Below are 24,352 nucleotides of genomic sequence, written 5' to 3'. Positions count from 1 at the left end.
CTGCGTTCCGTTTTGTGGACGGTGATTGGACAAACGTCCGACGCGCGGACGTACCTCTACACCACCCTTATACCATATATGCGCGGCGGAAAGAGTAACCCGACGCGTCAGCGGGACGATACACAGACTTGAGACAGGTGCGGCGATCCGCTCTAGTGGGCGTTCCACATGCGCGACCGGTAGATCGGATCGTTGATAACGGTGACGCGCTCGAGGTTGATATCACGCAGCTGACGCGACGACAGCATGCCGAGCTCTTGGCGAGCAATCGCACGTGTGTGGACCTTCTTCAGGCTCGAAAGAATTCTGGACATCGGGGCACCTCCGCCTTCATGGCGTCGGCGGTCCGTTTGCGGGCCGTCGGCGCGTGGTTGACAAAGAGCATATGCGCCTTCCGGGGCCCCGTCACAAGCGATGCCGCTGCATTCCTGATATTCGGGAATCGCATGGGCTCAGGGCTGCAAACGACAAGGAAAAGGGGAGGCGGCCGAACCGAAACGGGCCGCCTCCCCGAAGGGGCAAGCCGTGCCGGAAAAGGCTAGGAGCCGCCCCCTCCCTTCTTCTGCCTGGTCATGTGTTGCCTGCACTTCTCCTCGGCCTCGTTCTCGGCCTTGATCGAGACGATGATCGTGCCGATGCAGAGAAGCACCGCAATGATGAAGAAGATGTAGACCCAGGAGGTGCCGGCGTAGCTGTAGACGACGCTCGCGCCCTCCCAGGTTTCGATGGGACTTGATCCGAACATGATTTCAGTTCCTTTCCAACATGTCGTTTGGGTTCGGGGTTCAGACCGGCGTCAGCCGTGCCAGTGCATCCTGGAGGTGATTTCCTCGGGATAGGCCGGCGAGGGAATCTCCATGTCCATGCCAAGCTCCTGGAGCTCGTCGCTGGCGCGGAGAATGCCGAACATCTTGAGGATCCACGACACCACGTAGCCGGGCAGGAAGCCAAGCAGGAACATGACGACGCAACCGATCGCCTGGCCCTGGATCGTGATGCCCGGAATGCTCTCGCTGACCGGCGGATAGCCGTGCAGGAGAACGCCGCAGGCCATGACGCCCAGGATGCCGCAGAAGCCGTGCACCGAAACGGCGCCGACCGCATCGTCAATGCCGCGGCTTTCCAGGAAGCGCTGACCATAGGGGATGATCACACCACCCAGGAAGCCGAGACCGAAGGCCACCGGCGGGTAGTAGAGATCGAGACCGGCAGCAGCGGCGAAGATGCCGCCCAGCGCACCCGACATCATCCAGAACGGATCACGGGTCACCGCATAGGCACCGATGATGCCGCCGGCAAAGCCCATGAGCGTGTTGAATGCAAACGACGAAAGCGTTGTGGGACCGCCATAGATGTTCACCCACTGGCCCGTGCCGTTGTAGAGCAGGCAGGCGCCGAGGAAGCCGAAGAAACCGATGATGATCACCATCAGGCCGGCGATGGTCATCGGCGTGCTGTGGCCCTGCAGATTGTTGATCTCGCCGTTGGGTCCGAACTTGCCGATGCGCGGACCGAGATTGATCAGCACACCGAGCGCGAAGAAGCCGGAGATCATGTGGACCACGCCGGCCGCGCCGACGTCGTGATAACCGAAGCCCGTGACGAGCCAGCCTTCCGGGTGCCAGCCCCAGGAGGCCGCGACCAGCCAGACGAACGATCCCAGGACCACCGCGAGGATGATGAAGGCGCCCATCCGGATGCGCTCGATCACCGCGCCCGACATGATCGAGGCGGTCGTCGCCGAGAACAGGGTGAAGGCCGCCCAGAACACACCGCTGGCGTTGTCGCCCAGGTTCGGGCCCATGGCCTCGTTCCACGGCTCACCATAGAGGCCGTACTCGAGGTTGGGGATGATGCCGAACGGGAAGGCGAGATAGACCCACCAACCGAACATGAACATCGTCGGAATGATGAAGGCGAAGGCAAGGATGTTCTTGCAGCCCGACGCCAGCGTGTTCTTCACGCGTGACGCGCCCATCTCGTACATCAGGAAACCCGCGTGGATCGCAATCATCAGACCGACGGCCCACCAGTAGTAGATTTCCAGGTTGATTCGCGTCGACCATTCTATGGCCGATTGCAGCTCTTCAGGTGTCATCGTGAACTAGCCTCCAATTCAGCTTTAGGCGTTGGTTGATCCCGGTGTTTGTTGTGTTGTCCGGGCTGACGAAAAGGCGGGAACGATACCGCCTCAGAAGAACTTCAGATAGCGTGCACGCTCCCAGTCGCTCACATGATTGAGGTAACACAGCCATTCGTCCCGCTTGTAGGCGAGCCAGGCCTCGAACATGTCCGCGCCGAACGTGGCGCGGGCAAGATCGCTTGCCGCAAAGGCGTCGAGCGCCTCGCCCAGCGTGCGCGGCAGCATGGTGACGCCCAGCGCGCGCAGTTCCTCGTCGGATTTGATGTAGAGGTTTTCGGTGTGCGGCGCACCCGGGTCGCGCTCCTGCTCGATGCCCTCGAGCCCTGCGGCCAGAACCATCGCGGCCCCGAGATAGGGATTGCATGACGAATCGGCGAGCCGCAGCTCGACCCTGCCGCCGCCCAGCGGGATGCGCACTGTGTTGGTGCGGTTGTTGTCGCCGTAGCTGCAGAACACCGGTGCCCAGGTGAAGCCGGAGTTGCTGCCCTTCAGGATCAGGCGCTTGTAGCTGTTGACCGTGGGCGCGACGACCGCCGAGATGGTCGGCATGTGGTGCAACAGGCCGGCGATGAACCTGTAGCCCAGCGCCGAAAGGCCGCAGCCGCGCGGATCGTTGTTGTCCTCGAACAGATTGGTGCCACGCGCAGCATCGAAGAGAGATATGTTGTAGTGTGCGCCGCTGCCTGCGTAATGGCCCATGGGTTTGGGCATGAAGCTCGCATAACCGCCGTGCTTGCGGGCGATCTCATTGGCCAGGCGGCGGAAGAAGACGAACCGGTCGGCCGTGGTCAGGACATCGGAATAGGAGAAATCGATCTCGAACTGGCCGATGCCGTCCTCATGGTCGAAGGAATAGACGTCCCAGCCGAGATCGTTCATGGCCGTGACGAGCTCGCCGATCCATGGCGCGTTGTCGAGCAGGCGCGCGGCGTCGTAGGCCGGCTTGTCGAGATTGTGCCGCGGACTCATGGGCTGGCAGCCGTCGGTCCCGGGATCGTCCCGAAAGACAAAAAACTCGGCTTCGACGCCGAGATTCATGCCGAAGCCATGACCGTTCGCGCTTGCGATCACACGGTTCAGGATGTTGCGGCTGCAGGCCTCGAAGGGTTTGCCCTTGCAATGAAGGTCGCTCGCGAACCACGCGACCTCCGGCATCCAGGGCTGGATCGTGCAGGACCCGGGATCGGGATGGGCTGCGACTTCGTCGTCATGAATCGACTGCGGGACGCCGTCAAGCGCCGCGCCGGTGCAGAGTTCCGAACCCGCCATGGCGCGATCAAAGTGCTCGATCGGTACCATCTTCGATTTCGAGACGCCGTGCATATCGACGTATGACGGCAACAGGAAGCGCACGCCGCCGGAGATCAGACTCTCCCTGAGCGCCGCGAGATCAGACCTGATCGACGGGTTCCCGGTCTTCCTCATACCCCCAGACACCTTTCCGCCCCGGCAACGACACAAACCCACTTCGCGTACCGCGCTCTCTGGCGCATTCACCGGAATGAACGATCATTCATCAGAATGAACGATGTCGTCAACCATGTCGTCGCGAGCGGACGTGTGTCAACAAGGATGACGTAACGTCATGGGTTACGCCATGGGATATGGATGCGACGTGCTTTCAGGCCGAGGCGTCAAAGACACATCCGGTCAGCCGCTCGAAGGCCTCGACATAGCGGGCGCGGGTCCTGGCGACGATCTCGTCCGGCAATGCCGGGCCGGGTGGCGTCTTGTCCCAGTCGGGCAGGGTTTCGAGCCAATCGCGGACGAACTGCTTGTCGAAGCTGGGCGGCGACATGCCGACCGCATACTGAGCGGCCGGCCAGTAGCGCGAGCTGTCGGATGTCAGGCATTCGTCAACCAGGATCAGCGCACCGTCGACCAGCCCCAGCTCGAACTTGGTGTCGGCCAGGATGATGCCGCGTTCGGCGGCATAGGTGGCGGCTTCCGTATAGAGCGCCAGGGTCACGTCGCGTGCCCGTTCGGCGTGCGCCACGCCGACCGTGTCGATCATCCGGTCGAAGGTGATGGTCTCGTCGTGGTCGCACCGCTCCGCCTTGGTCGAGGGCGTGAAGATCGGTTCGGGCAGCCTTTCGGCCAGCCGGAGGCCTTCGGGCAGCGTGATGCCCGAGATCGCACCGGTCGCCTGATACTCCTTCCAGCCGCTGCCGATGACATAGCCGCGCACGATGCACTCGACCGGCATCACGGTCGCCTTCTTCACGATCACGGCGCGACCCTCAAGCCAGGCCCGTTCGTCGGGCTCGAGATCAAGGCCGGAGAGGTCGGTCGTCAGGATATGGTTGGGGGCGATATGACCCAGCATATCGAACCAGAAGAGCGAAAGCTGGTTCAACAGCCGTCCCTTGTCGGGAATCGGTGTGGGCATCACCACGTCGAACGCGCTGATGCGGTCGGACGCGATCAGAAGCAGGCAGTCGCCGAGATCGTAGACGTCGCGGACCTTGCCGCGCGCCGCCAACGGGATGGTCTTGAGAAGCGGGGTGTCCATGGCCGCGCTCTGTGGCGGGCCATGGCCCCCGTTGTCAATGGTTCAGGAGCGGCCGTGGCGCTCGTTGAAGAGCTTCCGGCTCGTCCGGACGGGCTTGCCGAACGGCGGCAGACCGATGTCGGCCCGCAGATGCGGGTCCAGGTGGCTCAGCTCGCGCTCGGTGCGAACACGGCGGTGCCAGGCGCGGATATCGTCGATCAGATTCGTCAGCATTGTTCCATACCTTCGTCTTGGTGTTGTCCTGGCGATCCCGGTCTGCCCGATTCAAGTCGGCGCGCGAACGCATGGCGCGGCACATCCGGCAGGGGGCGTGGGAATACAAACCAGGGTGTCGGAGGCGCCAAGGCGGCGTGGCTGTCGCGCGATGCGCGTACAGGGGGCTCCAGAGCCGTCGTCGTCAAGGGAGGAGGCGACAGCGCCTCCGACACGGATTGATTTGGTGGCGGGCGCTGCCGTGAACAATTGACATGCCTGCATCTGAGCCCTGCACAGATTGCATGGCTTGCGCGATCAACAGCTTCTTGCCAGTGTCCCGCATCGTCTCGTCGGAGAGCGCCATGGCCCGTATCCTGACCCTTGAGTTCTGGCCCACCTGCCACCTGGGCGAAATCGCCAGGACCTTCGACGCGCGCGGCGCCTTTGCCGACTATCGCCGCATTGAGGAGGGCGATCAGATCCCCGACAGCACCGACGGCTGGGACGGGCTGGTCATGCTGGGCGGCCCCCAGTATGCCGAGGACGACGCCGGCTACCCCTATCTCGCCGCCGCCGTGACGCTCGCCCGTGCGTTTCACGACTTGGGCAAGCCGGTTCTGGGCGTCTGCCTGGGCAGCCAGATTCTGGCCCGCGCGCTTGACGCCCGGGTCCGCAAGCAGGGCTGGACCGAGCTGGGCTTCATTGAGCTCAGCCCGACCGAAGCCGCCGCAACCGATCCCGTGCTCGCGGGCATCGCGCCGACCAGGCTGGTGCAGTTCCACGAAGACACTTTCGACATTCCGCCCGGTGCCGTTCACCTGATGACCGGCACCGATTGTGCCAACCAGGCCTATCGCATGGGCGCGAGCTACGGCTTTCAGTGCCACATCGAGTGTTCGACCGAACTCTGGAAGGAATGGCTGACCAACATCGACCAGTACCTCTACGACACCTCGCCCGAGTATCACGCCAACTGGCCCAGGGATTTCGCCGAGAACGAAGCGGGCTCGCTGGAGTTCTGCGCAACCATCTCGGGCCGTTGGCTGGACCTGGTCGAGGCCCGGCGCCTGAGGCTGACGAACCGAACAACTGACGCCTTCGGCATCAGTCTGGCCGGATGATGTCCCTGTGGTCGAGGTCGAAGAGCGCGTCGTCGAGATCGGTGCCATAGATGATGTCGACCAGGGTGACGCGGGTGACATGGCTCTGCGCGTCGCGCACGAACCAGTGGCGCAGGTTCATCGGGTCTTCCTCGAAGGCCAGCGTCAGAAGACCGGCACCCGGTTCGTCCGACGGCACCAGCGTGATCATGAGGTAATCCTTGTCGCGCCGGATATCGACGACGTTGGCGGCCTCCTCGAGTTTGATGTCGGGATGCAGCAGGACACTCGCCGGCGATGCGCTGACGGGCCCCTCGTAGAACTGACCAATTTCCGCATCCCAGAAGAGATACTTCTGGCCGCGGGCGATCAGCACCGTCTCGGGCTCGTCATAGGCAATGCGCGCAAAGTGCGGTCGCTTCATCTGGAAGGTGCCCGAAGAGCTGGTGCCATCGGGATTGAGCTGCACGAAATGCGAATCCATCGTCGTGATGCCGTTGAGGTAGTTCTCGACCTGAGCGATCACGACCGCCCGGTCCTCGATCAGCGCATGAGCCACGACCGGCAGCAGGGCTGCGGCAGCCGACGAGAGGCCGAAGGTGCGACGGGTGAGCGTCATTCGCTCTCTCCTCGATAACGTCGAAGAACATATGGTGCCGCACTGCGGCTATGGCGACATTCTCCGCGTTTCTGCACCATCATCCCGGCTTGCGGAAGAGCAGCGCGATGACGAAGAACGCGCCGCAGGAAGCGGTGATGATGCCGACAGGGAGTTCCTGGGGGGTGAGCAGGAGGCGGCTGGCGAGATCGCTGCCGAGCAGGAGACAGGCGCCGACGAGTGCGCTGGCAGCCATCAGGATGCCGTGGCGCACGCCAACGACCGCGCGCGCCATATGGGGCACCATGAGCCCGACAAAGCCGATCACACCGGCCAGCGCGACGAAGCTGGCGGTGGCGAAGGCTGCGACCAGGAAGATCTCACGGCGCATGCGCTCGGCGTCCACGCCCAGGCTGAAGGCGGTCTCCTCGCCGGCGAGCAGGGCATCGAGCTGGCGGTGGCGCAGCATGACGAAGAGAGCGAGCACGACGAGACCGCCGAGTGCGAAGGGCAGGTTCTCCCAGCTGGCGAGACCGAGGCCGCCGAGCGACCAGAAGAGGATCGTATGAGCGGCGCGCTGGTCGCCGGCGAAGACCATGGAGTTCGTCGCCGCCGCGAAAAGGAACGAGACGGCAAGTCCTGCCAGCACCAGCTTCTCCGGCCCCTGCCCCCCGTTGCGCGAGACCAGTATCAGCACCGTGACAGCGGAAATCAGACCGCCGCAGAATGCCGCGATCGGCAGGGTCCAGACGCCGAGCTGGTTGCCGAGCGTGGTAATCACCAGCACCGCACCCGCCGCGGCACCTGAGGAGAGGCCGAAGAGAAAGGGATCGGCGAGGTCGTTGCGCGTGGCGCTTTGCAGCAGCACACCGACCATGGCGAGCCCCGCACCGACCATGATGGCAAGCAGCGTGCGCGGCAGCCGCAGGTCGACCACAATCCAGTGCACCGGCGTGGCGACGGCATCCCCGTCCGGTGCGCCGAACACCGCCTGAAGAAGTGCGGTGCCGACCTGATCGATGGTGAGGACGGTCGCACCGTACGCGATCGAGGCGGCCGACAGCACCAGAACGAGAACCGTTCCGATGCCGCCGACCAGCCATCGACCCGTTGTCGACACCGCACCTAGAAGGCGTCAGGATACATCGCGCGGGCCAGCTTCTCGATCGCTTCGACGTTGGCCGGTCCGGGTGTCAGTTCGGCATAACGCAGCGGCACGAAGCGCTCGTTGATCACCGCCCGGGTCTGACTCATGGCCGGATGCTGCTTGAGGAAGTCGAGCCGGGCCAGATAGCCGGCGTCGTCCTCGTAATCCAGCAGGATCAGGAATTCGGGATCGCGCACGGCTACGGTCTCCCACGAGGTGCGGCCCCAGCTGGTGTCCATGTCGGCCATCACGTTCACGCCGCCGGCGGCCCCGATCATGGCGTTGGGAATGGCATAGCGGCCCGAGGTGAAGGGGCGTTCCTCGCCGGAGTCGTAGAGGAACACGCGAAGGGGCTCGCGGCCCGCCGTGGCCTCGGCAATCGCGTCGATGCGGCGGCGCCAGTCGGCGACCAGCGCTTCGGCCTCATCGCTGCGGTCGAAGATCAGGCCCAGCGCGATCATGTCGTCATAGAGCAGGTCCATCGATGCCACGGGCCGGTCGTCGTCGACGTGGATGCAACTCTCGGTGAGCACAAACGTCGTCACCCCGTAGGGTTCCAACGTGTCGGGTGTCACCTCGCCACCGGGCTCCATGCCGTAGTACCAGCCGCTCATGAAGAAATCGGGTTCGGCTGCCAGCAGGTTCTCGAGCGAGGGATACTTCGGCGCGAGCTCGGGAATGTCGCCCAGCTCGTCCATGAACTCCGGGCTCACCTTGTACCAGCCCGTGAGACCGGTGACGCCGACCATGCTGGGCTGCAGGCCGAGCGCGAAGGCCATCTCGGTCATGTTGAGATCGGCAATGACCGCACGCTCGGGCGGCGCGTCGAACACCAGCTCCCGGCCGCAGTTCTCGATGGTGACCGGCTCGGCCATGGCCTGGCAGCAGGCAAACACGGCAAGACACAAACAGGCAGGCAGACGCATGGAATGAAACTCCGTCAGATCATGGAGTGCCGGGATACCGCTGAGCTTTCGGGCACCCCGCTTTCGGGACGCTCGAAGACCAGCACGTCGCGCTTGTGCGTGGGGTGCACACAACGCACGACATCAAGCCGGAAGACATCGTGGATCACGGCAGGCGCGAGCGCTCTATCGGGCGTGCCAAAGGTCACGACGCGGCTCTGGTGCATGACGGCGACCCGGTCGGCGAAGGGCGCGACGAGGGGCAGGTCGTGCAGCACCGCAACCACCGTGGCACCGCACTCCCCGACGATGTCCAGAACATCGGCACGGGCACGAGGGTCGAGATGATTTGTCGGCTCGTCGAGCAGGAGCAGGCGGGGCTCCTGCGCGAGCGCACGGGCCACCGCGGCTCGCTGACGCTCGCCGCCCGAGAGCGATCCCAACGTACGGGACCCGAAACCGGTCAAGCCAACCGCATCGATGGCATCGGCAACGGCGTCAGCGTGCGCGTGGCGACCGACCCGGCCATGGTGGGGGATCCGGCCGAGCGCGACATACTGGGCAACGGCCAGCCGATGGTCGGGCAAGTCGGTCTGGGAAAGGACCGCCACCTCGCGCGCCAGATCCACCGGGGTCATGGAAGCGGTCGGTCGGCCGTCGAGAAGGACTCGTCCCTTGCACGGCCGGTGACGTCCGCCGATCAGCCGAAGCAGGGAGGACTTGCCGGCACCGTTGGGGCCGATGATCGCCAGCCGTGCGCCCGGTTCGAGTACCAGCGTTGCTTCCAGCACCAGATTGCCGGTGTCGCGCGGGCCCCAGCTTACGTCTTCGACATCGATGCGCAGCCCGTCCGTCATCGCCGGGCCCACAGGCCCGAGACCCTGCGGACAACAGGCCCGCCATGCGCATACCGATCCTGAACAACCGAGCGACTGGACACCGAGACTCCTAACCATGGCCAACCGGCCCACGGTCAACCGGAACACCCCGTCCGGTCGGGTGATGAAAGGATGGCAGGTCTCCTGGCTCGCAGGTCGTTGCCGGAACGCCTCGCCTTCCCGGTTTCCCAGTGGCGCAGATCGACGTTCGGCTCGCCGCTCACAGTTGCGGGGCGCAGCCAGGGCTCGGGATCCCCGTCAGGGTCGATCCGTTCCCTGTTCCCTCTTCAATCCCCGGGCTCTCCAGTCCAGCCCGTGCGGGGAACCATCGCGGCGAAGCTATGAGTCATGCGCCAGAACTGTCAAGAGGCGGTCGTGTCTCGGTTTGAATTTTCGGGATTGGCGCGCTTCTTGCGAGGAGCCACGCTTTTTCGGCGCGGGCGCACGGGTGCCGATCAGGCGCGCTGGTTCCCGCCGCGCAGCAGCGAGAGCCGCAGCACATCGGGCATGGCGATCTGTCGGTCGTCGACCACCTCGCGCAGGGCGTCGAGCGCCTCGCCGCCGTTCTTCAGCACGGCCAGGACCCAGCGATCCGCCTCCGGCAGGTTTGCGGGATCGGCGGCCGGGACACCGCGCACCTCGTGGCTTTCGCCCAGAGGATTGCAGACCGCAACGACCTCGATCCCGGTCGAGAGCGCACTGAGGATACCCATCTCAAGCATCTCGTCGTCGCCGCACAGAACGATGCGCCTGACCCCGTTCTCCTCGAGATCGGCATAAAGCCGGTCGAAGCTGGAGAGGCCCCGGCGCAGGGCGCCGAAGCTGTCACGCAGATACCGGGCCGTCAGCCGGCTCTTCTCGGCGAAACCCCGGGGTGTCAGGTAGTACTTGTAGCGTCGCCGGGGGGCCTGCTGGATCTTGATCAGGCCCGTGCGCACGCAGCGTTTCATGTAGGCATTGACCATGCCGAGCGCGCCGCCGAGTTCGTCGGCCAGGTCGCGCTGGCTGATCTCGTCGTCTTCCTCGATCCGGTCCAGAATCTGGCGAATCACCTGCTCTTCGGTGGCTTCGCGCCGGGTCGACACCGTATGTCTCCTGAGCGATGCGGTGTTTGTTCACATTTCGAACGCCGGTGTCAAGAGTCCGCCGCGGCGGCATCGGGTGCGCGGCAGGTCGGCACGATAGTGCGGATCATGTCGGGCGTCGCGGCGGCATCGCCGGCGCGGGCGTGCGCGACCAGCGCGGCGAGCTGTTCGACCAGATCGGGCGACGGCGCTTCGCGCCCGCGCGCCACCCGGATGCCATCGCGCGCCGTGGGCGTCAGGGCCTCGCCGCCGTAGACCAGTTCCTCGTGCATCTTCTCGCCCGGCCGGATGCCGGTGAAGACAACCTCGATCTCCTCATCGGGCACCTTGCCGGCGAGGCGGATCATCTGGCGCGCCAGGTCCTGGATGCGCACGGGTTCGCCCATGTCGAGCACGAAGAGATCACCGGATTCGCCGCCCAGCGCGCTTGCCTGCAGCACCAGCTCGACCGCCTCGCGCACGGTCATCATGAAGCGCGTCATGTCGGGATGGGTCACGGTCAGCGGCCCGCCCTCGGCGAGCTGCTTCTGGAAGAGCGGCACGACCGATCCGGTCGAACCCAGCACGTTGCCGAAGCGCACGGCCGCGAAGCGGGTACCGTTGCCGACCGTGCCAAGCGCCTGGATGTAGAGCTCGGCCAGGCGCTTGGTCGCGCCCATCACGCCGGAGGGGTGAACCGCCTTGTCGGTCGAGATCAGCACCATGGCCTCGACACTGGCGGCGCGGCAGGCGCCGGCCAGATTCATGGTGCCGCCGACATTGGTCAGGACACATTCGTTGGGGTTTGCCTCGGCCAGCGGCACATGCTTGAGCGCGGCGGCATGGAAGACGATGTCGGGCCGTTCCTGCTCGAACGCGCGGTCGAGCCGGTTGCGATCGCGGATGTCGCGCAGCATGGCGCGCCGCGAGACACCGGGAAAACGCCGCTGCATCTCCATGTCGATCTCGTAGAGCGCGACCTCGGAGAGTTCAACGAGCGTCAGGTGGGCCGGTTCCAACGCCGCGATCTGACGCACGAGCTCACCGCCGATCGTGCCACCCGCACCCGTCACCAGGATGCGCTGGCCCGCCACCAGCGCCGAGATGGAGTCCCGGTCCACGGACGCCTGGGCGCGCCCGAGCAAGTCCTCGACCGCGACGGGACGGACATCGCCGGCACCGGCGACACCGTCGCTGAAATCGGTCAGACGGCCTATACGCGAGAGCGTCATGCCGTGGTGTTCGACCGCCTTGAGTGCCTCGCGAACCCGGTCGGGCAGGGTGTTGTCGCTGGTCAGCACGAGGCGGTGGGGCCGGGGGCCGCTGCGGCGGATCGCATCGAGCGGGCGATCGAGACCGTCGGAGCCGTCATGAACCGGAACGCTGCGGATGTGCTGGCCGGTGCGGCGGCCCGTGGGATCGATCATGCCGACCACCGCATAGGGCGCATCGCGGTCGCGGATCATCGCGCGCGCGAACTGCTCGGCCTCGTCGTCGGCACCCAGGATTGCGACCGGAATGGCCTTGGGATTGGCGCGCTCCAGGACGTGCATGAGCCCGCCGTCCTTGACGATGCGGTAGAGCATCCGTGGGCCGCCGACGAGCGCCATCAGCGTGAACCAGTTGATGACCAGCGACGAGCGGGGATAGTCCTGAACGCGCGACCACAGGAAGATCACGGCCAGGAACACGAGCACCGTCAGCGCCGAGGCGCGTGCGAGCGCAAAGACATCGGGCAGCGACGCATAACGCCAGACGCCGCGATAGACGCCCGAGCGCAGGAACACCATGCCCGCAATCAGGGCGAAGATGACCGCACCTTCGAAGAGATAACCCGACGCCTGCGTCCAGACGCTGCTGCCCAGTCGCAGGTAAAGTGCCAGGACGAACGACAGCGCCGCCATGACGACGTCATGCAACGCGGTGAGGTGCGATCGCGACATCCGCGACATCAGGAAGAACCGTCCTGCCTGCCCAGCCCGGACCGAAGGTACCACAAGAGCAGCCCCGTCAGGACCGCACCGGCACCGAGCGCCAGCCAGACGGGGACAAGGTCCACCAGTGCCAGAAGGGCAAGAGCGACCAGCCCTGCGTTCACGGCCGCGATCACGCAAGAGACCGTGTCATGACGAGCGCCCGCCTGAACCGCGGCCTGGTAGGCATGGCTGCGATGGGCGCGCCAGATCCTGTCGCCCTTCGCGGTGCGCCACAGAAGCGTCGTGGTGGCGTCGGCCCAATACGTTAGCGGCAGCAGCAGCGCCAGCCACCACAGGCCCCGGACACAGGCCGTCCAGACCAGCAGCCAGCCGAGGAGATAGCCCAGCGGCACGCTGCCGACGTCACCCAGGAAGAGCCGCGCCGGATGCCAGTTCAGCACCAGGAACCCTGCTGCGGCCCCGGCCATGACGGCTGCCAGCGGTGCACGCGACCAGTCGCCGCCAGCGCCGGCGACAACGATCACGATGGCAACGGCCAGTCCGCCCGCGATGGTGATCGTCTCGACGCCTGTGATGCCGTCGATACCGTCCATGAAGTTGAAGAGATTGATGAACCATAGCCACGCGAGGCCGACAACGATCCTGTCGGCCCAGAGCGGGAGCATACCGTCGAACAGCAGGGCGTTGTCAGGCAGCAGCAAAAGGCCTAGGACAACCGCTGCGACATGGGCCGCGAACCGGGGCATCGCAGGGAGGTTGCGCAGATCGTCGACGAAGGACAGCACCGCCAGAACGGTGGCCGCCGCAATCACCGGCCAGACCTGGCCGAAGGTGTGGGTCAGCACGGCCAGGAAGAGCCAGCTCGGGATCACCATGCCCATCAGGGCGATGCCGCCGCCACGCGGCACCGGCCGGTCGTGGCTGGAGCGTTCGTTGGGCCGGTCCATGACATTACCCGAAACCAGCAGCTCCAGAACCATGCGCGAGAGCGCCCAGGTGGCGAAGCCCGTCAGGGGTGCGGCGACCAGCGTGACCATCAGCATGGCGCGCTTATAGAGCGGAATGGGCCATGGCGGCCACAACCCGGGGATTCCCGGCACCCCATGTCCGGCCCGGCACCGTGGACTCGCCGGGGGCAGAGCGGTTCCGGTGGAGCACGATATGGGTTAAGCCACGGCAATGGCGGGAACGATGATGGCAGGAAATGGACGGAACGATACGGCGCACGGACGCCACTGGCGCGGCAACGCCGCGGTCGCGGGTGCGGTCGCCCTCGGTGTGGCGGTCCCGCTGATCGTGGCCGGGCGGGCGACCCTGGCCGTCGTCGCCGTTCTGGCCCTTGCCGGCCTTGCCTTCGCCCTGCCTCGCGCCCGGCTGATCGGCGGCATCAACGGCGCCTTCAGGACCAGCCTGGGCCGTGCGGTGTGGCTGACCCTTGCCATCTGGCTCGTCGCGGTCTTCGCGTCACCCGACATCGCGGAATCGGCAAGGATCTGGCTGCGCATGGTCGCGCTTCTGATGCTGGCCACGGTCTTCGGCGTCATTCTGCGGGAACGACCCGATCTCAACCGGCTGGTCCATCGCGCTCTGGTGGCCGGGGGCTGTGTCTGCGTGGCGCTGGGCCTCGTCGCCGTCCTGGTCACGCCCGAGCTCTTTGCCTCCCTGCGCGGCTATGGCGACGACCTCCACGTGCACAACATTGCCGCAGGGGTTCTGAAGCATTACGGCACGGCGGTGGCCTGCATGATGCCGGTGGTGCTGTGGGCCGGCTGGCGCGAAGGCGTTCCCCGGGGTGGTCCCTGGCGTCTGGCCGCGATCGTCTTCCAGGTCCTTGCGGTCGCGCTGCTCTTCACGCTCAACAATCGCTCGGGCCTCGGTGCCGGCGGCCTGGGCCTCGGCGTCATGGGCGCCTGGCTTGCCTGGCGCCAGCTCGGGCTCAAGGGGCTCCTGGCAGTCGCCTGCATACCCGCGGTGCTGATTGTCGCGGTCATGCTCGACAGCGTCCGGAACAACCAGATCGAGCCCGTGCTCGGCCTGCCGCTCTGGCTGATCGACGCCCACCGCCAGGCGATCTGGGCCTTCGCGCTGTCGCAGTTCGGTGACAACCCGCTGTTCGGCCTCGGCATCAACATGCTGCCCACCGTCGACGGCGCGACACAGATCGTTGAAGGGTCCACCGCCGAGATCCTGCCGTCCCACCCCCACAATGCCGCGATCGAGGTTCTTGTCGAGACCGGCGCTGTCGGATTCGCGGCGATGGCGGCCACGCTTGTTCTGCTGCTGGCGGGCGGGCTGCGGGCGCTCCGACGCCAGGACGCAGCCGGTGCCGCGCTGCTGGGCCTTTCGGTCGCGTTCTGGTTTGCCTCCCTTTTGAGTTATTCCTTTTGGTCGCTGTGGTGGCAGGCGACCTATGTCCTGTTGCTGCCGCCAGTGATCGCGGCATTGCCGCCCGGACTCGTATCGTCGGTCCTGCGGGAGCCGAAGACATCATGAGCGCGATGCGCAAGGAACCGCTGGCCGCCGCACGCGAGGTTCTGCGCGACGGCGCGGACTGCCTGTCACGGGCGGCAGGCGGTCTGGGCGACGATTTTCTCGCAACCGCTGCAGCCCTCGCCGAGCCCGGAAGCCGCACGGTCGTGATCGGTGTCGGCAAGTCCGGACATATCGGCACCAAGTTTGTCGCGAGCCTGGTCTCGACCGGACACCGCGCCACCTTCATGCATCCGCAGGAAGCGCTTCACGGCGATCTCGGCCAGGCCCACGACGCCACGCTTGCGGTGTTGCTGTCACACTCGGGCAGCACCGACGAACTGCGCATTCTGGCACCCACCCTGCGCGATTTCGGGGCGAAGATCGTCACGATCACCGCATTCCGCGACTGTCTTCTTGCCGGTGCGAGCGACTGGGTGATCGAGACCCTGGTCGAAGCCGAGGCCGGCCTGCACCAGCTTGCGCCGACCTCATCGTCGACCACCACGCTCTCGATCTGCGATGCGCTGATGATCGCCAGCCTCAACATCCGTGGCTTCTCGCCGGAGGAGTTCCGCCTGTTCCACCCCAGCGGACTCCTGGGGCGCAAGCTGATGAAGGTGAGCGAGGTCATGACTCCGGCCGGCCGCCTGCCCTGGCTGAAACCGACCGATTCGATCTGGACGGTGATCGAGGCGATCACCGCCGGTGCCCGCGGCTTCGCGCTTGTGTCCGATGACGAACCCGGCCATGGCGTCGCGATCGACAGGGTCGGCGCGATCTCCGAAGGCGACATCCGACGCGCGCTTGCCGATCGCGAGGGTTTCGCGGATCAGACCGCCGGTCAGATGATGACGGCCCATCCGAAGGCCATCGCCGCCGATGCCCTGATGCTCGACGCCCTGCGCCTGATGGAAGCCAATCGCTTCACCTTCCTGCTGTGCAGCGACGACGCGGGCGGTTTCGCGGGCGCGGTTCACATGCACGAAATCCTCGCGCGCGATCTCGATGTCGCGGTGCGCAGCGACCGCCTGCCCGACGGGACCGCCTGAACCCGGTGCCATGAAACGCTGGTACGTCGTCCAGACCATATCCCGGGACGAGGCCCACGTCGCGATTCTGTTGTCCCTGATGGATCGCACCGTCCGTGTCCAGGTGGGCGCGGACCGTGTCGAAGCGCTCTAGTGCGTGAATCCGCTCCGCATCCAAAGACTCGGAGCATCGTCACCCGTTCAGATTGATTCAATCTGAACAGGATAGGCTGAACGGGATAGGTCCTAGGTCGCCGGTACGGCCTCGGCGCCACCCTCGGCCGGGGTGCGCCGGGCGTGGCTGCGGTAGAGCGTGACAAAGTCGACCGGCTCGAGCATGAGCGGCGGAAAACCGCCGTCACGCACGGTATCGGCGATGATGCGGCGGGCGAACGGGAAGATGTTGCGCGGACCTTCGATCAGCAGCACCTGCGAGAGAACCGTCTCATCGGCGCCGGTGAGCGAGAAGACGCCGCGATAGTCGAGTTCGACGAGGAAGCAGGCCTCGTTCTCATGCGTCGCGTTCGCCGTGATTTTGAGCGAAACCTCGTGGAGCGTCTCGCCCAGCTTGCGCGAGTCGACGTTCAGGTTGACCTGAACCTGGGGTTTGATATCGGCGCGCGAGAAGCTCTTGGCACCCTGCGGGTTCTCGAACGACAGGTCCTGAAGGAACTGGCTGTGCAGCATCAGCTTGGGCTGGACCGCTGCGCCGGCCGCAGGTGCTGCGGGAGCCGCTGCGTCCGGGATCTCGTCGGCCATGGTGTCTACTCCACGAAGGGCGGAAATTCCGACGTTGGCTAGCATGGGAGCGGGGCGGGAACAACCGCACCCAGGGACTTGCAATGGCGTATGATCGCCATGGCGTCGGCGTCGCCGATCGGGTTCACGCGCCCGGACCGCGCAGACGGGGATCGTTGCGGGGTTGGGCCGGGTCGTTCACGACCTCCCACTCGCCGTCCATCACCGGCCCGCCGGGACCGGCCCGCATCCTGACCTCGACAGTCTCGACATGGCGTGCCGCAAAGTGCCGCAACATGTGCCGAACCGGCGGCATCAGGAGCAGCAATCCGCCCGTATCCGTGAAGAAGCCGGGGGTCAGAAGCATCATGCCGGCGGCGAGAATGCAGATGCCGTCGAAGGCCTCGACCGCGGGCATGCGGCCCGCGCGCATGGCCTCCTGCGCGCTTATCGTCACGGCACGACCCTGATGGCGCACCAGTGCCGCACCGGTCACCGCGGTCGCGACGCACAACAGCACGGTCCAGAGCGCGCCGATGAGGCTGCCGAGCTCAATGAAGAGGTAGACCTCGATGAGGGGTACGCCGAGAAACAGCGAAAGAAGCAGAATGGGCATGGTTGATGGCACCGCAGAAGATGCCATCTCTATATTGGCACGGTACCGGCACCGTGCCAGCGATTCCCTCCGGACCGAAACTGCTCTAGGCTCATCCGGTAGCGGTTCGGGAACGTGGATCCAGAGCCTCTCCGGCCCAACTGAACGCAGGATTGAAAGCGGCCTCCGTGAGCATTGAAACCCTCTTCTTCGCCGTTCTTGCAGGCGTTATCTTCTTCAAGCTCTTCAATGTGCTGGGCCGTCGTACCGGCCATGAGCAGCCGCCTAGCTCTCCTCTGCCGGATTCCGGTGCCGACGCCGCCGATGATGAGAAGGTCGTGCCGCTGCGACCCGGCGACGAGTCGGAGGACCTTGTGGCTGGCCTCGACGCCCCGCTCAAGGCAGGCGTCACCCAGATTCAGCTGGCCGACCGCAATTTCGATCTCGAGCAGTTCCTCGCCGGTGCCCGCTCGGCCTTCGAGATGATCATCGACGCCTACCACAAGGGCGAACTCGAGAGGGTCAGGACCTACCTCGACAGTGGTGTCTATCGCAGCTTCACACGGGCCGTCGAAGAGCGCGACGTCGGCGACACCACGCGCATGATGGAGCTTGTCGCCATCAACAAGTGCGAACCGATCGAAGCCGAGATGAAGGGCCGCGAAGCGCATATCACGATACGCTTCGAGAGCGACCAGACCGACATCGTCAAGGACAGCGAAGAACGTATCGTCGCGGGCGATCCGACCCATCCGGTCGAGGTCGTTGATATCTGGACCTTCGCGCGCGACACCCATTCGCGCGATCCCAACTGGCAGCTTGTCGCCACACGCAGTCCGAACTGATCGTGGCCGGATGGGTGCGCCTTTCCGCAGCGCTTGCGCTGGCCGCGTTTCTTTCGGCCTGTACCGGCAGGGATACGCCACCCCCGGCGCGCGATATTGCTGAGCCGCCGCCACAATCGCCTGACCTGATTCTGCAGCAGGCCTCCTTCGAACGTATCCCCGACTGGCCGTTCGACGACCATGGCGCGGCGCTCGAAGCCTTCCTGATCTCGTGTGACGCGATCGAGAACCGCAATCCGACGGGACCGCTCTCGGGATCGCCCGGCATGGGTGCCGCCGGTGACTGGCAGGAGATCTGCCGTACCGCGCGCGGCGTCGACCCGCAGTTCGCGCGCTTCTTCTTCGAGGACTGGTTCCGGCCATGGCTCGCCACCGACAATGGCGAGGAGCGGGGCCTCTTCACCGGCTACTACGAACCGCTGCTGAACGGCTCGCGCACCCGCAGCGCGATCTATTTCTATCCGCTCTATGCCCCACCGGCGATGGCATCGAACCTGCCGGACCGGCAGGCGATCGACGAGGGCGCGCTCGAGGGCCTGGGGCTTGAGATCTTCTGGGTCGACGACCCGATCACCGCGTTTTTCCTGCACATCCAGGGCTCGGGACGCGTGAGCCTGCCCGACGGCAGCGAGGTGCGCGTCGGCTACGCCGGGCAGAACGGCCATGCCTACTACGCCATCGGTCGCGAGCTGATCGCACGCGAGGAGATCGCGCGCGAGGACATCTCGCTGCAGTCGATCCGCGACTGGCTCCGGGCCAATCCCGATCAGGCCAACGGGGTCATGTGGACCAACGCGAGCTACATCTTCTTCCACGAGCTCGACGGGCCCGGCCCGCTGGGCGCCCAGGGCGTGCCGCTGACACCGGGCCGCAGCCTGGCCGTGGACGACCGGTTCCTGGCCTATGGCGTCCCGGTCTGGCTCTCGACGACCCTGCCCGGCGGGCGCGCCTGGAACCGGTTGATGGTGGCCCAGGATACCGGTGGCGCGATCACCGGACCGGTGCGTGGCGACATCTTCTTCGGCCCCGGGGCCGAGGCCGAATGGCTCGCCGGCCACATGAAGGGCGAAGGGCAGTACTATGTCCTGCTGCCCAACCTGATCGGTAGCAATCTTGTGGCCTCGCTCGATCCGTAACAGTCTGCGGCTGCCTCGCCGTTGTCGGAACCCATGACCGAACCCGTTTCATCGCCCCGCGTGGCGCTTCTCGTGACCTGCCTGGTCGATCTCTTTCGGCCGACGGTCGGATTCGCCACGGTGAAGCTGCTCGAGGATGCCGGCTGCACGGTCGAGGTGCCGCTTCAGTCGTGCTGCGGCCAGCCGGCCTACAACTCCGGCGAACGGGACCACGCCATGGCGATCGCCCGCACCATGCTGGACGCCTTCGAGGGCTACGACCATGTGGTCGCCCCCTCGGGCTCGTGCGCCGGCATGGTGATCAGGCACTATCCTGAACTCTTCGCCGGCACCGAGGATGAAGCCCGCGCCGCCGATCTCGCCGGGCGCACCTGGGAGCTGACCCGCTATCTCGTGGAGGTCGCCGGCATGACCACGGTCGACGCGCGCTGCGACGCCACAGTGACAATCCACGACTCCTGCTCCTGTCTGCGAGAGACCGGCACGCGCGAGCAGCCGCGCGCTCTGCTCGCGTCGGTCGAGGGCCTGACGCTTGCCGAAGCAACCGACCGGGACATCTGTTGCGGCTTCGGCGGCACCTTCGCCGCCAAGTATCCCGACATCTCAGCGGCCATGGCGCGCGACAAGGCCGACCGCCTGGAGGAAACCGGCGCCGACCTCGCGCTCGCCGCCGACCTCGGCTGCCTGCTCAACATCGTGGGAACCCTCAAGCGCCGCGGCTCCAGGGTCGAGGTCCGGCACATCGCCGAGGTGCTGGCCGGCGACCTCGAAACACCGGCCATCGCAGAACCCGGCCGATGACCCTGCATCAGCTCACCAGCAGCCGGTTCAAGCAGCAAGCGGCGAAAGCGCTCGAAGACGAGGTGCTGCAGGACAATCTCGTCAAGCTGAAGGGCAACTTCCTGCAGCGGCGCGCCAATGCCCGGGAGTCGCTGCCCGAGTTCGACGACCTGCGCGACATCGCGGTCGGCATCAAGACTCACACGCTCGAACACCTCGACCTCTACCTCGAGGCCTTCGAGAACGCTGTCGAGGCTTCCGGCGGTCACGTCCACTGGGCACGCGACGATGCCGAGGCGCGCAATCTGGTGCTGGCGATCTGCAGGGCCGAAAACGCGAAGACCGTGACCAAGGGCAAGACCATGGTGGGCGAGGAGATCGGCCTCAACGCCTATCTCGAAGCCAACGGCATCACACCGGTCGAGACCGATCTCGGCGAATACATCATCCAGCTTGCCGGCGAGCCGCCCAGCCACATCATCGCGCCCGCAATCCACAAGAACCGCCAGCAGGTCGCGGAACTCTTCAACGATCACCACCCCGATCTGGCCGACCGCGGGCCTGACGACGTCGATGGCCTGCTGGCCGATGCCCGTGCCGTGCTGCGCCAGCGCTTCCTCAAGGCCGATGTCGGCATCACTGGCGCCAACTTCCTGATCGCCGAGACCGGCCAGACCGTGATTGTGACGAACGAGGGCAACGGCGATCTCACCCAGCTCCTGCCCCGGGTCCATCTCGTCGTGGCGGGGATCGAGAAGGTCGTGCCCTCGCTCGAGGACGCGACCTCGATCATGCGCATCCTGGCGCGCTCGGGCACTGGCCAGGAGATGTCGTCCTACACGTCGTTTTCGGCAGGGACCCGGCGGCCCGGCGACATCGACGGACCCGAGGCCTTCCATGTCGTGCTGGTCGACAACGGGCGTTCGGCGCTGCTGGGTTCGCCGACCGAGGAGATCCTGCGCTGTATCCGCTGCGGCTGCTGTCTCAACGCCTGCCCTGTCTACGGCAAGGTCGGCGGTCACGCCTACGGCTCGACCTACTCCGGCCCCGTCGGCGCGGTCCTGACGCCCGCGCTCGCGGGCCTGGCCGAGACCAACCACCTGCCCAACGCGTCGTCGCTCTGCGGCCGCTGCGAGGCGGTCTGCCCCATGCGCATCCCGATCCCGAAGATGCTGCGCCACCTGCGCGAGGAGGAGGCCCGGTCGGGTCGGGCACCGGCGGCAGCGCGCAACGGCCTCTCGCTCTGGGCGGCCTTTGCCAAACGTCCCGGCCTCTATCGCTGGGCGACGAATCTCGCGATGTGCGTTCTGGCCGGGCGCGCCGGGAAGCGGGGGCGGTTCGCCAGCCTGCCGGGCGCCGGCGCCTGGACCCGGGACCGCGATCTCGCGGCACCCCAGGGCACCAGCTTCCAGACACGCTGGAAGAAGGGTGAGCGGCCCGGAACATGGGCATGAGCGCACGCGACGCCATCCTCGGCCGCATCCGCCACGGCATTGCGCGATCCGAGGGCACCGAAACGCAGGCGCGCGCCACGGTCACAGCGCGGCTCAAGGGCCGGAGCCGCCATCTCCAGCCCGCCCGCATCGACCTCGACCGGGCCGCTCTGATCGACCTCTTCGTCGAGAAGGCACAGCAGGTCGATGCCACCGTCAGCTTCGTGGCGATCGCCGAGGATGTGCCCGAAGCCGTGGCCGACTACCTCAGGGGCCGCAACCTGCCCGCCGAAGCCGCCATCGCGCCGCACCCCGATCTCGATGCGATGGACTGGGCCGCGGGCACCATGACCGTCCACAAGCGCGCGCCGCGGGACGCCGACCGCATCGGCATCAACCGCGCCTTCGGCGCCGTCGCCGAGACCGGCACACTGGTCATGGCATCCGGCGGCGACAGCCCCGCCACCATGAACTTCCTGCCCGAGATCCACATCGCCATCGTGCGGGAATCCGAGATCACCGGGTCCTGCGAGGACGTCTGGGACCGCATCCGCGCTCGCGGCCCCGTGCCCCGCACCGTCAACATGGTCACCGGCATCAGCCGCACGGGCGACATCGAACTGACCGTGCAGACCGGCGTCCACGGCCCCCGCTACCTCCACATCGTGGTGGTGCGGGATGATTGATCAACGCTCGAAGTCGGATTGATCCTGATCCCCTTTCCGATTGTCGCGCTTGCGCCTGGTTTCCCGATTTGCTCGCAATCGGAGGGCCAGTTCGAAGCCCAGCCCTGGCTGGATCGGTTTTTGTTCCGGTCGGCGGTCTTCGCCTGGCTGGTGGCGTTTCTGGCGAAGCCCCTCTGGGAACTGGCCCTGTGCCTTGCCGTTTCAGCCTTGGCGTTCTGGCTTCCGATTGCCGCCAGCAGCATCTTCGGAATCCCCGGCCTTGTCGTGCCTCTTGTCACAACGCCGCTGGCCTACAGGCTGGCCCTTGTTCGCGGTTGGCGGCAGGCTCTGGACGACGGATTGCTGCTTGCCTGGCCGATCTGGCCTAGCCTATCTGGCCTGGTCGATCTGGATTGCCTCGGCGCGTTTCTTCGGCGCGGACTTGGCGTGTCTCGGTCAGTCTTGAGAGGGATCACAGCGATGTCCTGGCCCGATCATCTCTGCGGACCCGAGGTTCGCGCGGCGAAACGTATGTGGCAGAACGAACCTGCCGGTGAACGCCTGCGGCTCCGCTGGTGCCTGCTGCTGATTCCCGGACTGGTCGCCGGCGGCGGACTCGCAATCCTGGCGTAAGGGTCGATAACGACTTCCCCCGACGGCACTCTTGATTTAATTGCTGGTTCTCATCCTCGTCCCGACTGCAGAAAACGACGCATGTCAGACCTCGATCATCTGCTCGCCGATCTCGGGCGAACCGTCGCCTTGCCGTTCGAGCAGGCAACGACGCTGCCGTCCGGTGTCTACAACGGCGCCGCCTTCACGGCCCGCGAGATCAAGCATCTCTTCAAGTCCGACCGGGTCTGCGTCGGTCGCACCGACGAGGTCTGGGACTGCAACTGGAAGTCCCTCGCCGAGAACTTCACCGAGAGCTATCACCTGTTCTCGAGCCACAAACACACGCTGCAGCCGTTCACCCCGACCCAGGGGTCTGGTGCGAACCGGGCGAGGCAGGCTGGAACATCCACTGGATGGACACCAGCCGCCTGCAGGAGAAGATCTGGACCGACACCGACGACGACACACGCGCCCGCTTCCCGTTGATGCCGCCGACCCGAGCCACGTGGTCTCGGCCTCGCTCAACCGCGGCTTCTGGATGTCGCTCCAGCCCGACGGACCGGACCGCGTGCGCGTGCGCGTGCTCTGGGGCGGCACCATCGCCGCGCCATTGTGGCCCGAAGAGGGTCAGGAGCGCGCCGCCATGCGGGTGGAGATCAAGGAGACTTTCGACCGGGTCAACATGGAAGACCGCACGATCCTCGAATCGATCGCCCGCTCCCTGAAGTCCGACCACGTCGTCTCCGGCCGGCTGGGCGAGAAGGAACGCACCATCTGGGAGTTCCAGCGGCTCCTCGCCTGCGCGCTCGGCGTACCGGTTCCCGCAGCGCCGATCCCGGCGGAGTAAGGCGTGTCCCAGGGCAAGGACCAGTCGCCGCTCGACGACGAGGACGCCAGGCTCTGGCAGCGCGTGACCCAGTCGGTCGATCCCTTGCCCGGACGCGAGCGGCCCGAACGGCCGGCGCCATCCGACGTGCTCGACGCCGAGGGCGACACGCCCTCCCTGCTCGACGACAAGCCGCACCACGGCACCACACCGTCGGCACCGCACCGCCCGCGCACGGCGAACGTCCGCGGCGAGATCGTACTCGGCGAGGTGCACAACGTCGACAAACGCCAGGCGCAGCGCTTCCGCCGCGGCCAGATGACGATCGACGCCCGCATTGACTTCCACGGCATGCGCCAGCAGGAGGCCCATGCCGCGCTCGACGACTTCATTGCCCGAGCCCACGGCCGGGGCTGCCGCTGCGTCTTGGTGATCACCGGCAAGGGCCAGAAGGCCCCGCTCGAGGAGTGCACCGGCGTGCTGCGCGCCCAGCTGCCGCGCTGGCTAAACGCGCCGTCCAACCGTAGCCGCGTGCTCGCCGTCTCGCCCGCCCAGCCTTGGCACGGCGGCGAAGGCGCGTTCTACGTCCTGCTCAAGAAATCGCGATGACAGCCGATCGGCGATCCCTCTTTCCTGTGGCTAGAGGGCAGCGAAGGCTTGGCGAGAAGCAGCCGAACCATAGCCGCAGCCGGGTGAGGGTTGCCGCCCTGAGTTGGACCCGCTGGCACCGCGATGTACGC

At 66.0% G+C, this 24,352-nt stretch carries 27 protein-coding genes and 1 riboswitch; of the genes, 12 read left to right on the top strand and 15 right to left on the bottom strand.

What is annotated here, in order from left to right; all coding sequences use genetic code 11:
• Positions 1-152 precede the first annotated feature (152 nt).
• The 6 genes from GDA49_12445 to GDA49_12420 all read right to left on the bottom strand — a co-directional run bounded on the left by GDA49_12445 (position 153) and on the right by GDA49_12420 (position 4,868).
• Positions 153-314: a hypothetical protein gene (locus GDA49_12445; GenBank protein MBC6441189.1), complete on the bottom strand. Its 162-nt coding sequence runs from the start codon at positions 312-314 to the stop codon at positions 153-155.
• Between the two features lie 224 nt (positions 315-538).
• Positions 539-745, bottom strand: a complete 207-nt coding sequence (locus tag GDA49_12440; GenBank protein ID MBC6441188.1) for a hypothetical protein — start codon at positions 743-745, stop codon at positions 539-541.
• Between the two features lie 51 nt (positions 746-796).
• Positions 797-2,098 carry an ammonium transporter gene (locus GDA49_12435; protein ID MBC6441187.1) on the bottom strand — a complete coding sequence of 434 codons (1,302 nt, stop codon included), beginning with the start codon at positions 2,096-2,098 and terminating at the stop codon, positions 797-799.
• Between the two features lie 93 nt (positions 2,099-2,191).
• On the bottom strand, positions 2,192-3,568 hold the full coding sequence (glnT, locus tag GDA49_12430; GenBank protein ID MBC6441186.1) for a type III glutamate--ammonia ligase: 1,377 nt from the start codon (positions 3,566-3,568) through the stop codon (positions 2,192-2,194).
• Positions 3,569-3,764: 196 nt separating this feature from the next.
• The gene (locus tag GDA49_12425) at positions 3,765-4,655 is read right to left on the bottom strand and encodes a phosphoribosylaminoimidazolesuccinocarboxamide synthase (protein MBC6441185.1); all 891 of its coding nucleotides are present in this window, start codon (positions 4,653-4,655) and stop codon (positions 3,765-3,767) included.
• Between the two features lie 42 nt (positions 4,656-4,697).
• Positions 4,698-4,868: a DUF1127 domain-containing protein gene (locus GDA49_12420; protein MBC6441184.1), complete on the bottom strand. Its 171-nt coding sequence runs from the start codon at positions 4,866-4,868 to the stop codon at positions 4,698-4,700.
• Between the two features lie 344 nt (positions 4,869-5,212).
• Between GDA49_12420 and GDA49_12415 the strand changes: the two genes are divergently transcribed.
• On the top strand, positions 5,213-5,971 hold the full coding sequence (locus tag GDA49_12415) for a type 1 glutamine amidotransferase (GenBank protein MBC6441183.1): 759 nt from the start codon (positions 5,213-5,215) through the stop codon (positions 5,969-5,971).
• On the opposite strand, the gene GDA49_12410 is transcribed toward GDA49_12415, so the two are convergent.
• The 7 genes from GDA49_12410 to GDA49_12380 form a co-directional block, all read right to left on the bottom strand.
• A complete protein-coding gene (locus tag GDA49_12410; GenBank protein MBC6441182.1) occupies positions 5,955-6,569 on the bottom strand; it encodes an outer membrane lipoprotein carrier protein LolA in 615 nt (204 codons plus the stop codon). The two genes, GDA49_12415 and GDA49_12410, sit on opposite strands and share 17 nt — an antisense overlap.
• Before the next feature lie 79 nt (positions 6,570-6,648).
• A complete protein-coding gene (locus tag GDA49_12405) occupies positions 6,649-7,668 on the bottom strand; it encodes an iron ABC transporter permease (protein ID MBC6441181.1) in 1,020 nt (339 codons plus the stop codon).
• 5 nt (positions 7,669-7,673) lie between these two features.
• Positions 7,674-8,621, bottom strand: coding sequence for an ABC transporter substrate-binding protein (locus GDA49_12400; protein ID MBC6441180.1), 948 nt, complete (start codon positions 8,619-8,621; stop codon positions 7,674-7,676).
• 14 nt (positions 8,622-8,635) lie between these two features.
• Complete coding sequence (locus GDA49_12395; GenBank protein ID MBC6441179.1) at positions 8,636-9,457, bottom strand: ABC transporter ATP-binding protein; 822 nt, start codon at positions 9,455-9,457, stop codon at positions 8,636-8,638.
• Between the two features lie 137 nt (positions 9,458-9,594).
• Positions 9,595-9,823: riboswitch (cobalamin riboswitch) on the bottom strand.
• 110 nt (positions 9,824-9,933) lie between these two features.
• The gene (locus tag GDA49_12390; protein ID MBC6441178.1) at positions 9,934-10,563 is read right to left on the bottom strand and encodes a winged helix-turn-helix transcriptional regulator; all 630 of its coding nucleotides are present in this window, start codon (positions 10,561-10,563) and stop codon (positions 9,934-9,936) included.
• A 50-nt stretch (positions 10,564-10,613) separates the two neighbouring features.
• Entirely contained in the window at positions 10,614-12,494 is a 1,881-nt protein-coding gene (locus tag GDA49_12385) for a polysaccharide biosynthesis protein (GenBank protein MBC6441177.1), read from the bottom strand.
• A complete protein-coding gene (locus tag GDA49_12380) occupies positions 12,494-13,522 on the bottom strand; it encodes a glycosyltransferase family 4 protein (GenBank protein MBC6441176.1) in 1,029 nt (342 codons plus the stop codon). The genes GDA49_12385 and GDA49_12380 overlap by 1 nt, the downstream gene beginning before the upstream one ends.
• 151 nt (positions 13,523-13,673) lie before the next feature.
• On the opposite strand from GDA49_12380, the gene GDA49_12375 reads away from it, so the two are divergent.
• Entirely contained in the window at positions 13,674-14,972 is a 1,299-nt protein-coding gene (locus tag GDA49_12375; GenBank protein ID MBC6441175.1) for an O-antigen ligase family protein, read from the top strand.
• Positions 14,969-16,000 (top strand): KpsF/GutQ family sugar-phosphate isomerase, encoded by a 1,032-nt coding sequence (locus tag GDA49_12370; protein MBC6441174.1) that lies wholly within the window; start codon positions 14,969-14,971, stop codon positions 15,998-16,000. The genes GDA49_12375 and GDA49_12370 overlap by 4 nt, the downstream gene beginning before the upstream one ends.
• Positions 16,001-16,225: 225 nt before the next feature.
• Here the strand turns inward: GDA49_12370 and secB are convergent, their stop codons facing one another.
• Both secB and GDA49_12360 read right to left on the bottom strand, forming a co-directional pair.
• Positions 16,226-16,738: a protein-export chaperone SecB gene (gene secB, locus GDA49_12365; GenBank protein ID MBC6441173.1), complete on the bottom strand. Its 513-nt coding sequence runs from the start codon at positions 16,736-16,738 to the stop codon at positions 16,226-16,228.
• Between the two features lie 124 nt (positions 16,739-16,862).
• Positions 16,863-17,333, bottom strand: a complete 471-nt coding sequence (locus GDA49_12360) for an FxsA family protein (GenBank protein ID MBC6441172.1) — start codon at positions 17,331-17,333, stop codon at positions 16,863-16,865.
• A gap of 167 nt (positions 17,334-17,500) precedes the next feature.
• Here GDA49_12360 and GDA49_12355 point away from each other — a divergent pair, with 167 nt between their 5' ends.
• From GDA49_12355 to GDA49_12315, 9 genes are all read left to right on the top strand, one after another.
• Positions 17,501-18,157: a Tim44/TimA family putative adaptor protein gene (locus tag GDA49_12355; protein ID MBC6441171.1), complete on the top strand. Its 657-nt coding sequence runs from the start codon at positions 17,501-17,503 to the stop codon at positions 18,155-18,157.
• Positions 18,154-19,293, top strand: coding sequence for an MltA domain-containing protein (locus GDA49_12350; GenBank protein ID MBC6441170.1), 1,140 nt, complete (start codon positions 18,154-18,156; stop codon positions 19,291-19,293). Before GDA49_12355 ends, GDA49_12350 begins: the two co-directional genes overlap by 4 nt.
• A 33-nt stretch (positions 19,294-19,326) precedes the next feature.
• A complete protein-coding gene (locus tag GDA49_12345) occupies positions 19,327-20,094 on the top strand; it encodes a (Fe-S)-binding protein (GenBank protein ID MBC6441169.1) in 768 nt (255 codons plus the stop codon).
• The gene (locus tag GDA49_12340) at positions 20,091-21,527 is read left to right on the top strand and encodes an iron-sulfur cluster-binding protein (protein ID MBC6441168.1); all 1,437 of its coding nucleotides are present in this window, start codon (positions 20,091-20,093) and stop codon (positions 21,525-21,527) included. The genes GDA49_12345 and GDA49_12340 overlap by 4 nt, the downstream gene beginning before the upstream one ends.
• Positions 21,524-22,192, top strand: coding sequence for a lactate utilization protein (locus GDA49_12335; protein ID MBC6441167.1), 669 nt, complete (start codon positions 21,524-21,526; stop codon positions 22,190-22,192). The genes GDA49_12340 and GDA49_12335 overlap by 4 nt, the downstream gene beginning before the upstream one ends.
• 18 nt (positions 22,193-22,210) lie before the next feature.
• A complete protein-coding gene (locus tag GDA49_12330; protein ID MBC6441166.1) occupies positions 22,211-22,804 on the top strand; it encodes a hypothetical protein in 594 nt (197 codons plus the stop codon).
• Positions 22,805-22,885: 81 nt separating this feature from the next.
• On the top strand, positions 22,886-23,272 hold the full coding sequence (locus GDA49_12325) for a hypothetical protein (protein MBC6441165.1): 387 nt from the start codon (positions 22,886-22,888) through the stop codon (positions 23,270-23,272).
• Between the two features lie 19 nt (positions 23,273-23,291).
• Positions 23,292-23,633 (top strand): hypothetical protein, encoded by a 342-nt coding sequence (locus tag GDA49_12320; protein ID MBC6441164.1) that lies wholly within the window; start codon positions 23,292-23,294, stop codon positions 23,631-23,633.
• 3 nt (positions 23,634-23,636) lie between these two features.
• Positions 23,637-24,221 carry a Smr/MutS family protein gene (locus GDA49_12315; protein ID MBC6441163.1) on the top strand — a complete coding sequence of 195 codons (585 nt, stop codon included), beginning with the start codon at positions 23,637-23,639 and terminating at the stop codon, positions 24,219-24,221.
• The last annotated feature ends 131 nt before the right edge of the window (positions 24,222-24,352 follow it).

The organism is Rhodospirillales bacterium, from assembly GCA_014323865.1.
Taxonomy (GTDB): Bacteria; Pseudomonadota; Alphaproteobacteria; order SP197; family SP197; genus SP197.
Note: the sequence above shows the minus strand (reverse complement) of the source record. Positions and strands in the feature narration are given on the sequence as shown.